Below are 10,338 nucleotides of genomic sequence, written 5' to 3' on the forward strand. Positions count from 1 at the left end.
TCGGCGCATGGCCGCCTCGCGGCCGCCGCGCCATCCTCGCCGCATTCCCGGAGCCGATGACGCCATGACCAAGCCGCTCGTTCTCGCCCTCGCCCTGGCGCTCGCCGCGCCGGGCGTCGCCCTCGCCGCGCCCGCCACGCCGGCCGCCAAGACCGCGCCCAAGCCCGCGCCGGCCTGGGTCGCCAAGAGCAACCAGTACGCGCAGATCCTGCTGAAGGCGCAGGCGCCGTTCCAGCCCGAGCAGCTCTCGTTCTTCGGCGTGCCGGGCTTCGACGACAAGGTCTTCGACTTCGGCCCCGACTACCAGGCGCGCTTCCGCGCCGCGACCGCGAGGGCGCGCGACGAGCTGCGCGCCAAGCTCGCGACCGAGACGGACCCGAACGTCCGCCAGGACATCGAAATCCTGATCCAGGCCGCGGACGATGCGATCGAGGGCAGCGAGGTCGGCGAGCGCATGACGCGCCCGTGGCTGGACGTCGGCCAGACCGTGTTCGGCGGCCTGCAGGGTCTGCTGTCGGACCAGACCGCGCCCGAGCGCCGCGCGATGGCGGTCAAGCGCCTGCAGGCCTACGTCGGCCAGGCGCCGGGCAGCACGCCGCTGGCGACGCTCGCGCGCCAGCGCTACGAGGAACGCGCGCAGGCCGGCCTGCTGCAGCCCACGCAGATCGAGGTGCAGCAGTCGCTGGACAACCTCGACACCTACCGCAGCGGCATCAAGGACCTGTTCGCGAAGTACAAGGTCGAGGCCGGCCCCGCGCTCGCCGAGCTCGACAGGCAGCTCGCCGACTACGCCGTGTGGACGAAGTCGACCGTGCTGCCGACCGCACGCACCACCTACGCGCTGCCGCCGGAGCTGTACACGCTGGCGCTCAAGGGCGTGGGCATCGACATCGACCCGCGTACGCTGATCGAGCGCGCGCAGCTGGAGTTCGCCGAGACCCGCAACGCGATGCAGCAGATCGCGCCGCTGGTGGCCAAGGCGCACGGCTGGAGCGATACCGACTACGTCGCGGTGATCCGCCAGCTCAAGAAGACGCCGATCCCCAACGACAAGATCGAATCGCACTACCGCACGGTGGTGATGCCCGAGCTCGATCGCCTGATCGCCGCGAACAAGGTCGTCGAACTGCCCAACCGCCCGATGCAGATGCGCGTGGGCACGCCGGCCGAAAGCGCCGCGCAGCCCGCGCCGCACTTCCTGCCCGCGCCGCTGGTGGGCAATACCGGCCAGCAGGGCACCTTCGTGCTGCCGCTGTCGAACCCGAACGCCGGCGCGGACGGCCCCTACGACGACTTCAACTACCCGGCCGGCGCGTGGACGCTTTCCGCGCACGAAGGCCGCCCGGGCCACGAGCTGCAGTTCACCGCGATGGTCGAGCGCGGCATCTCGCTGGCGCGCACGCTGTACGCGTTCAACTCGGTCAACGTCGAAGGCTGGGCGCTGTACGCCGAGGCCGAGATGGTTCCGTACGAGCCGCTCGACGGCCAGCTGATCGCGTTGCAGCTGCGCCTGCTGCGCGCCAGCCGCGCGATGCTCGACCCGATGCTCAACCTCGGCCTCACCGACCGCGACACCGCGTTCGCCTGGCTGGTCGACAAGGTCGGGCTGTCGAAGGCGATGGCGCGCCAGGAAGTCGATCGCTACACCGTGCGCTCGCCGGGCCAGGCCGGCAGCTACTTCCACGGCTACAGCCAGATCATGCAGCTGCGCACCGAAACCGAAATCGCGCTCGGCGACCGCTTCGACCGCAAGGCCTTCAACGATTTCCTGCTCGACCAGGGCCTGCTGCCGCCGAAGCTCCTGGCCAAGGCGGTGCGCGAGCAGTTCGTGCCGCAGCAGAAGGCGAAGAAGGGCTGAGGCCTCCCGTCCCCGGGAAACGAAAAACGCCCGCAGCGATGCGGGCGTTTTCGTTTCCGGCTTCCATGCGCGACCGACTTCGCGTGCTGCGATCAAGAGGTCAGCGCGACATCGGTGTCGACATGGCTGTGCCGCCGACAAAGCGGTGCCGGTGATCGGAGGCGGACTGTCCGGACGCGTCGGCCGAGGGTTCCGCGGCGCGCGTGCCATTCGCCCGGCACACGCGCCTCGAACGCGCTAGGTCACCCGCGCCAGCATCCGCTGGTTGCGCGTGAGCCGCGCCCAGCGCGTGCCGATGTCGGCCAGGCAGACGTAGGCGGCTTCGCCGGCGAGTCGTACGAAGGTGCGCGGGTGCAGCGGCAGGCGCGGCTCGGCGGCGCAGAGTTCGACGTCGAAGCCCAGCTGGCGCGCGAACAGCGCGCAACGGGCCAGGTGATAACGGTTGGACAGCAGCGTCACCCGCTCGCGCACCGCGTCGCCGAGCATCTGACGCGCGTTGCGCAGGTTCTGCACGGTGTCGCGCGAGGCCGATTCGAGCTGCAGCGGCGCGTCCTGCGATAGCCCGCGCGCGAACAGTTCGCGACGTGCGATCTCCGCCTCGGTCGGCCTGCCCTGCGGCCCGCCGCCGAGCAGCACGAAGCGCCGCTGCGGCTGCGCGCGCCAGAGCGCGGCGGCGCGGTCCAGGCGCGCGGCGAAATCGCCGTCCACCCGGCCTTCCGGCACGTGCTTGCCGAACAGCAGCAGGTGCGCGCCGCAGGCTGGGTCGCAGGGCGCGCGCCAGGCGGTGCGGACCACGTGGACCAGGTAGGCCAGATAGACCAGCCCCGCCGACAGCACGCACACGGCCACCGCGACCAGCCCCGCGTGGAGCACGTCGCGATCCCTGAACAGGGTGAACTGGTGGGCGGCACGGGACGACATGGCGATACCGTTCAGGCCGGACCCCCGTCCGGCCCGCGCAGGATACGGGATAGGAACGTCCGTCATGGGGACGGCTGGCATACTTCCCGGCCCTGCCCGGAGAACAGATCGTGCCGTCGTCCGACGCTTTGCCCATGCCGCCGCTGGCGATCCGGGCGTTCACCGCCACCAGTGCGCTCGGCCGCGGGCTCGACGCGCATCGTGACGCGCTGCGCGAGGGCCGCAGCGGCCTGCGTCGCAACGACTTCGGCGCCGAGCGGCTGGACACGTGGATCGGCCGCGTCGACGGCGTCGAGGACGCGCCGCTTCCGGCCGAGTGGTCGCGCTGGGAATGCCGCAACAACCGGCTGGCATGGATCGCGCTGCGGCAGGACGGCGTGCTCGACGCGGTGCGCGCGGCCATCTCGACGCACGGCGCCGAGCGCGTCGCCGTGGTGATCGGCACCTCGACCTCCAGCATCGGCGCGACCGAGGAGGCCTACACCCGCCTCGAGCCCGACACCGACGGCGCGCCGACCTTCCCCGCCGACCTGCGCCGCGCGATCGTGCATACCGTGCACTCGCCCGGCGATTTCGTGCAGCAGGCCACCGGCGCGCGTGGCCCCTGCGTCACCGTGGCCACCGCCTGCTCGTCGAGCGCGAAGGTGTTCGCGCAGGCGGCACGGCTGATCCAAGCCGGCATGGCCGATGCGGCGATCGTCGGCGGCGTCGACACGCTCTGCGGCAGCGTGCTGTTCGGCTTCAACTCGCTGCAGCTGGTGTCGACGAATCCCTGCAAACCGTTCGACGCCACGCGCGACGGGCTGTCGCTGGGCGAGGCGGGCGGCTTCGCGGTGGTCGAGCGCGCGCGTGACGGCGACACCGGCCTGCAGTTGCGCGGCTACGGCGAATCCTCCGATGCGCACCACATGTCCGCGCCGCATCCGGAAGGCCTCGGCGCGCAGCTCGCGATGCGCCAGGCGCTCGCGCGCGGCGGCATCGACGCGGGCGAGGTCGGCTACCTCAACCTGCACGGCACCGCCACGCCGGCGAACGACCGCGCCGAGTCGATCGCGGTGAAGGCGCTGTTTCCCGACACGCTGCACGCGAGCTCGACCAAGGCGTGGACGGGCCACACCCTGGGCGCCGCCGGCATCGTCGAATCGGTGATCGCGCTGCTCGCGCTGGAAAGCGGCGAGCTGCCGGGCACGCTCGGCGCGTCCACGCCCGACGAGGTCTGCGGCCCGCAGATCCGCTTCGACCCCGCACGCCGCGAGATCCGTTACGCGATGAACAATTCCTTCGGCTTCGGCGGCAACAACTGCTCGCTGCTGTTCGGCCGGGTGGCCGCATGACGTTGACGGCCCGGATCGAAGGCGTCGGTTTCTGGGCGCCGGGCGTTCCCACGTGGCAGGACGCGATCGCGCTCGTACGGCAGGGCGTGCTGCCCGACAGCGCGCCGGTGCGCCCGTCGCCGCAGCTGCTGCCGCCCAACGAGCGCCGCCGCGCGCCCGACAGCGTCGCGGTCGCGCTCGACGTCGCGCTCGCGGCCTGCACCGCCGCCGGCCGCGATCCGAAGACGCTGCCGTCGGTGTTCGCCTCCATGCACGGCGATCTCGCGATCACCGACTACATGTGCGCGACGCTCGCCGAGCAGCCCACTGCGATCTCGCCGATCCGCTTCCACAACTCGGTGCACAACGCGGCCGCGGGCTACTGGACGATCGGTGCCGGCGCGATGGAACCGGCGACCTCGATCAGTGCGTTCGACGCGACCTTCGCGCAGGGCCTCGTCGAGGCCTGCGTGCAACTCGCGACCGGCAGCGACGCCGTGCTTCTGGTCGCCTACGACAGCGCGTCCACCGGCCCGCTGGCGAAGGTGCAGCCCAGCAGCGGCCTGCTCGGCGGCGCGCTGGTGCTGTCGCGCCGCGACGGCGGGCCGCGCGTCGGCCTCGCGCTGCGCGACGGCGAGCCGGCCGAGCCCGCGGGTGCGCTGCTCGCGCGCGCGCCGCAGAATGCGATGCGGCCGATGCTGCCGCTGTTCGAGGCACTCGCGGCGAATGCGCCGCGCTGCACGCTCAAGGCCGGCCCCGGCCGCGTGCTCGACGTGGAGATCCTGCATGGCTGAGCCGATCGTCGCCCGCGACATCGCCATCGTGATCCCGGCGCTCAACGAGGCGCTGCGGATCCGCGACGTCGTGGAAGGCGCGCTCGCGCAGTGCCCGAACGTCATCCTGATCGACGACGGCTCCGACGACGACACGGTCGAACGCGTGGCCGACCTGCCGATCACGGTGATCCGCCATGCCACGCGCATGGGCAAGGGCGCGGGCCTGCGCGACGGCTTCGCGGAGGCGATGCGCCGCGGCTTCCGCGGCGTGATCAGCATGGACGGCGACGGCCAGCATTCGGCCGACGACATTCCGCGCCTGCTCGAGGCCGCCAACGCGTATCCCGAGCACATCGTCATCGGCGCGCGCCTGCGCAAGCGTTCGCGCCAGCCGACCTACCGGCGCTTGGCCAACGAGTTCGGCGACTGGGGCATCGCGATCGGTTGCGGCTTCCGCCTCGCCGACAGCCAGAGCGGCCAGCGCTTCTACCCGGCCTCGGTCTGCGCGCTGGGCGACATCCCGGGCGAGGATTTCGTCTACGAGGCGCAGATCCTGATCTCGGCCTCGCGCCAGCTCGGCGTGCGCTGCGTGGCGGTGCCGATCGAATCGCGCTACCAGGCGGCCGGCGGCCCGGTGAAATTCCGCAAGAGCCATTTCCGCCCGTTGCGCGACCTCTGGCGCATCACCTCGCACGTGGTGGGCCAGGTGTTCGCCTACGGCAACGTGGCCGCCGAATACCGACGTACGCGGGCCACGCCCGTGATCATCCACGACCCCAGCGGCGAGTTCACCGCGCCCGCGGGCGTCGCCCAAGCCCGGACAGGCTGACCATGACCAACGCCGCACCCCAGACCGATGTCGACGTCGCGATCCTCGGGGGCGGCCTGGCCGGCCTCACCCTCGCCCTGCAGCTGCGCCAGCGCGAGCCTTCGCTGCGCATCACCGTGATCGAGCGCCACCGCCATCCGGTTCGCGAAGGCGCGTTCAAGGTCGGCGAGTCCACCGTCGAGATCGGCGCGCACTACTTCGCCCACGTGCTCGGCCTGCGCCGGCACCTGGACGAGGAACACATCCGCAAGTTCGGCTTCCGCTTCTTCTTCAGCGACGGCCGCATGGACGTCGACGCCTGCACCGAGCTCGGCGTCAGCCGCCTGCTGCCCACGGCCTCCTGGCAGATCGACCGCGGCCGCTTCGAGAACTTCCTGACCGAGCGCGCGCGTGCCGAAGGCATCGCGATCGTCGACGGCGCCGCGGTGCGCGGCCTCGATTTCGGCAGCGGCGGCGACGCGCACGCGGTGCGCTACGAGGCCGACGGCGAGGCGCACGCGCTGTCCGCGCGCTGGGTGGTGGACGCCAGCGGCCGCGCCGCGCTGATCAAGCGCAAGCTCGACCTCGTGCAGCCGAACGAGCACAACGCGAACTCCGCGTGGTGGCGCGTGTCCGGCCACATCGACCCGCGCGACTGGTCGACCGACACCGACTGGCTGGGACGCTGCACGCCGCCGGACCGTTGGCGCTCGACCAACCACATGTGCGGCGAGGGCTACTGGTTCTGGTTGATCCCGCTGTCGTCGGACCAGCATTCGCTGGGCATCGTCTGCGACGGCGACCTGCATCCGCTGGACACCATGAACACGCACGAGAAGGCGATGGCCTGGCTGCGCCGGCACCAGCCGCGCGTGGCCGCGTCGCTCGAAGCCGGCGGCCATGCGCTGCAGGACTTCATGTTCCTGCGGCATTTCTCGCACGGCGCCAGGCAGGTGTTCTCCGGCGAGCGCTGGGCGATCACCGGCGAGGCCGGTGTGTTCCTCGACCCGTTCTATTCGCCCGGCAGCGACTTCATCGCGATCAGCAATACCTACATCTGCGAGCTCATCGAGGCCGATCGCGCCGGCAAGCCGATCGAAGCGATGGCGCAGCTGTACCAGCAGCTCTATTTCTCGTTCTACGAGAACACGCTGACGCTCTACCAGGACCAGTACCGCCTGTTCGGCGACTCGCAGGTGATGCCGCTGAAGATCATCTGGGACTACACGTACTACTGGTCGCTGCTCGCGCCGCTGTTCTTCTCCGGCCACCTCGCCTCGCTGCCGGTGCTGGGTACGCTGCGCCCGCTGTTCGGGCAGGCGCGCATGCTCAACCTCGGCATTCAGGCGTTGCTGCGCGACTGGGGCGCGCGCAACAAGGCCGAGGGCGACGACACCGCGCCGGCCGACGGCCGCCTGCTCGACCAGTACCGCATCGGCTGGTTCCACGAGCTCAACCGCCAGCTGGGCGACACGCTCGAGCCCGCGGCCTTCGTCGAGCGCATGCGCGGCGACGTGGCGCGCATGCACGACCTCGCCGCCGAACTGCTCGCGCATGCGCGGCGTCGCCATCCCGACATCGACGGCGGCTCGCTGGACATGCTGCTCGACGGCCACCCTGCGCCGGCGCAGCCGCTGCTCGACGCCGCGTGGTACGCCGAGACCGCGCCGGCCGACGCGATCGCGTAAGGCCTCAGCCGCCCGGCGCGTCGGGCACCCAGATCGCCACGGCGCGCGCGCGTTCCTTCGGTGCGTTGATGCCCACGCTCACGCCGCCACCGACGTGGCGGCCACCGCCGCCGACGCCGATGCCCACGCCGCTGCCCGAGGGCACCTGTCCGCGCTCCTGCAGCAGCACGCCGTTGGCGCCGAGTTTCGCGGCTTCCGCGCGCAGGCGGTTCATCAGCGTGTTGTCGCGGTTCTGCGCGCCGTAGGTGAACTCGCCGGTGCTGGCGTCGAGCAGCGCGATCTCGACATAGCGCGTTTGCGGCGGCTGTACGTAGATGCGCACCTGCTCGACCGCGATCGGCGGGCGCGGGTCGGAGATCATCACGTGCGAGGCGCTCGCGCAGCCGGCGAGCAGCGCGGCGAGGACGACGGGAACGAACGGAGGCGGGGACATGGCGGTCTCCTGGCGGATCGCCGCCATCTTCGCGCGCGGCGATGAACCGGGCGTGCACTCAGTCCATCTTCGCCGTGGACGTCGCCACCGTGCTGCCGCGCGGCGCGTCGAAGTTGTCGCGCAGGTAGGCCGCGGCCATGTCGGAGAGCCGCGCGAGCATCAGCTTGTCCGCCGCGCCCAGGCTGTAGCCGGCGAAGATGCCGTGCGCGCGCTGGTAGAAACGCGGCTCGGCGATCAGCTCGCCGCTGTCGGCATCGACCAGCCGCAGCCGCAGCACCGCCCAGGAGTTGCCGGCGAAACCGCCGGCGAGCAGCCGCTTGCCGCCGGTGATGAAGCGGATCGCCTCGACCTCCGGCTTCACCAGCAGCGTGCGCCCGGTGGTCGACTCGCGCGCGTTCCACGGCTCGATCAGCTTGGGCACGCGCTCGTCGAGATCGACCTGCAGGTACTGCCGCGCGACCACGTTGCCCTTGTGCCGCGCGATCTCCTCGCTCATCGCGATGGGCTCGACGCGGAAGCGGTCGAAGCTCGACAGCGCGACGGGCGGCGGCGGATTGCGGGCATCGTCGGCGATGTCCGGCGCGCGCGCCGCGGCGGCGGGAACGAAGGCGAAGGCGAGGACCAGCGGCAGCAGCAGCCGGGCAGCGAGGCGTCGGATCATGGGGCGTCTCCTGCCGGTCGAAGCACCGGCGCGGAAACGGGTGTAGCAGGCGCTACGCCATGCCGCCGTTGACGCCGATGACCTGCCCGGTCACGTAGCCGGCATCGTCGCCGCAGAGAAAGCCGACCAGTGCAGCCACTTCCTCCGGCCGACCGGCGCGTGCGGCGGGCACGATCTGCTTGATGGTCTCGATCGGAAACGCGTCCTTCGCCATCGCGCCTTCGATCACGCCCGGCGCCACCACGTTCACGGTGATGCCGCGGCTGGCCATCTCGCGCGCCAGCGATTTCGACGCGCCGTGCAGCGCCGCCTTCGCCGCGGCGTAGTTCGCCTGACCGCGGTTGCCGGTGACCGCCGCGACGGAAGAGATGCTGACGATGCGCCCCCAGCGCCCGCGTGCCATCGGCAGCAGCAGCGGCTGGGTGACGTTGTAGAAGCCGTGCAGCGACACATCGATCACGCGCGTCCACTGCTCGCGCGACATGCCCGCGAGCGGCGCGTCGTCGTGGATGCCGGCGTTGTTGACGACGATCTGCACCGCTCCGGCTTCGAGGATGCGCGCGATCGCTTCGCCGCTCGCGTCGGCGTCGGCAACGTCGAAGGCGACCGCTTCGGCCGAGCCGCCCGCCGCGCGGATGGCCTCGACCACCGACTGCGCACGTTCCACACCGCGGTTGGCATGCACGATCACGTGCGCGCCGTCGCGCGCCAGGCGGAGCGCGATCGCGCCGCCCAGGTCGCCGCTGCCGCCGGTCACCAGTGCGCGTCGCAGGGCCATCGTCGGATTCCGTGTGAAGAAGCGGTCATTGTCGCAGACGTGGCCTGTGTCGCAGATCGGCGCATCCGCCGCGGCGCGGGGCGCAGCACGTGCCCGTCTTCATTGCGCGTCGAATACCGGCATCGGAAGAATGGCGCTCGGCATCCGCACGGAAGGCACCATGTCCGAGACACAGCGCCAGCGCGACCTCGATACCTATCGCATCGTCGACTCCCTGCCCGAGGAGGCCTATGACGACATCGTGCGGCTCGCCGCGCGCCTGTGCGGCGCGCCGGTGGCGACGATGTCGCTGATCGACCGCGACCGGCAGTGGTTCAAGTCGCGCGTGGGCATCGAGTCGACGCAGACGCCGCGCGCGCTGGCCTTCTGCGACCACGCGATCCGCGAGCCGCAGCTGCTGATGGAAGTGCGCGACGCCGCCAACGACCCGCGATTCCGCGATCATCCGGACGTGACCGGCGGGCTCGGCATCCGCTTCTACGCGGGCATGCCGCTGGTGACGCCGCATGGCACCGCGGTCGGCACGGTCTGCGTGATCGACCATGCGCCGCGCACGCTCGACGACACGCAGCGCGAGGCGCTGGCCTCGCTGGCGCGCATCGCGATGAACCTGCTCGAATCGCGCCGGCAACTGCTGGAGGCGCAACGCGCCGCGGCGATCCAGGCCTCGCCGAGCGCGGGCGGCGAGGCACGGCCGACGTCGCGCTATTCGGTGGCGATCCTGCAGTTGCAGGACTACGCGGAGACGGTGCGCCGGCACGGGCATCGCCACGTCGAGCAGGCGCTGCTGCAGTGCGAGCGCGCGCTCGAGCGCCTGCTCGCCGGCGGCGAATCGATGAGCCGCCTCGCCGGCGGCCCGGAATTCGTGCTCACGCTGGAAGGCGATGCGGCCGACGAGCGTCTGCAGGCCATCGAACGCGTGGGCCAGGCCACGGCCGTCGCGCTCGGCACCACCGCACTCGCGGCGGCCGCGGGCAGCCGTTCGGGCACCGAGAATCCGCTGGCCGTGTTCGAGCGTGCCGACGAGGCGCTGACGCTGCGCAAGAGCACGCAGGCCGGCATCGCATCAACGGACGAGGCGCGCTTCGCGCGCCACTGAGCG

Annotated in this window: 10 protein-coding genes; 6 read left to right on the forward strand and 4 right to left on the reverse strand. The window is 71.6% G+C overall.

The annotated features are described in order from the left end of the window. The first annotated feature begins 64 nt into the window (after positions 1-64). Entirely contained in the window at positions 65-1,858 is a 1,794-nt protein-coding gene (locus tag IE066_RS11290; RefSeq protein WP_189449894.1) for a DUF885 domain-containing protein, read from the forward strand. 237 nt (positions 1,859-2,095) lie between these two features. Here IE066_RS11290 and IE066_RS11295 read toward each other — a convergent pair whose 3' ends face one another. After that, positions 2,096-2,779 carry a YdcF family protein gene (locus IE066_RS11295; protein ID WP_189449895.1) on the reverse strand — a complete coding sequence of 228 codons (684 nt, stop codon included), beginning with the start codon at positions 2,777-2,779 and terminating at the stop codon, positions 2,096-2,098. Between the two features lie 134 nt (positions 2,780-2,913). Between IE066_RS11295 and IE066_RS11300 the strand changes: the two genes are divergently transcribed. From IE066_RS11300 to IE066_RS11315, 4 genes are read left to right on the forward strand one after another with little or no spacing between them, the layout of a single operon-like run. Then, on the forward strand, positions 2,914-4,113 hold the full coding sequence (locus tag IE066_RS11300) for a beta-ketoacyl-[acyl-carrier-protein] synthase family protein (RefSeq protein WP_189450370.1): 1,200 nt from the start codon (positions 2,914-2,916) through the stop codon (positions 4,111-4,113). After that, positions 4,110-4,886 (forward strand): beta-ketoacyl synthase chain length factor, encoded by a 777-nt coding sequence (locus IE066_RS11305; protein ID WP_189449896.1) that lies wholly within the window; start codon positions 4,110-4,112, stop codon positions 4,884-4,886. Before IE066_RS11300 ends, IE066_RS11305 begins: the two co-directional genes overlap by 4 nt. Continuing rightward, complete coding sequence (locus IE066_RS11310) at positions 4,879-5,697, forward strand: glycosyltransferase family 2 protein (RefSeq protein WP_189449899.1); 819 nt, start codon at positions 4,879-4,881, stop codon at positions 5,695-5,697. Before IE066_RS11305 ends, IE066_RS11310 begins: the two co-directional genes overlap by 8 nt. Before the next feature lie 2 nt (positions 5,698-5,699). Beyond that, complete coding sequence (locus tag IE066_RS11315; RefSeq protein WP_189449902.1) at positions 5,700-7,364, forward strand: NAD(P)/FAD-dependent oxidoreductase; 1,665 nt, start codon at positions 5,700-5,702, stop codon at positions 7,362-7,364. A 4-nt stretch (positions 7,365-7,368) separates the two neighbouring features. Here IE066_RS11315 and IE066_RS11320 read toward each other — a convergent pair whose 3' ends face one another. The 3 genes from IE066_RS11320 to fabG are packed head-to-tail and all read right to left on the reverse strand — an operon-like array spanning position 7,369 to position 9,236. Then, the gene (locus tag IE066_RS11320; protein ID WP_189449905.1) at positions 7,369-7,797 is read right to left on the reverse strand and encodes a hypothetical protein; all 429 of its coding nucleotides are present in this window, start codon (positions 7,795-7,797) and stop codon (positions 7,369-7,371) included. A 58-nt stretch (positions 7,798-7,855) separates the two neighbouring features. Next, the gene (locus tag IE066_RS11325) at positions 7,856-8,458 is read right to left on the reverse strand and encodes a hypothetical protein (protein ID WP_189449907.1); all 603 of its coding nucleotides are present in this window, start codon (positions 8,456-8,458) and stop codon (positions 7,856-7,858) included. Between the two features lie 52 nt (positions 8,459-8,510). Next, a complete protein-coding gene (gene fabG, locus IE066_RS11330; RefSeq protein WP_189449910.1) occupies positions 8,511-9,236 on the reverse strand; it encodes a 3-oxoacyl-ACP reductase FabG in 726 nt (241 codons plus the stop codon). Between the two features lie 160 nt (positions 9,237-9,396). Here fabG and IE066_RS11335 point away from each other — a divergent pair, with 160 nt between their 5' ends. Then, a complete protein-coding gene (locus tag IE066_RS11335; protein WP_189449912.1) occupies positions 9,397-10,335 on the forward strand; it encodes a GAF domain-containing protein in 939 nt (312 codons plus the stop codon). Positions 10,336-10,338 lie beyond the last annotated feature (3 nt).

The organism is Cognatilysobacter xinjiangensis (assembly GCF_014651995.1).
In the GTDB taxonomy this organism is placed as follows: Bacteria; Pseudomonadota; Gammaproteobacteria; order Xanthomonadales; family Xanthomonadaceae; genus Cognatilysobacter; species Cognatilysobacter xinjiangensis.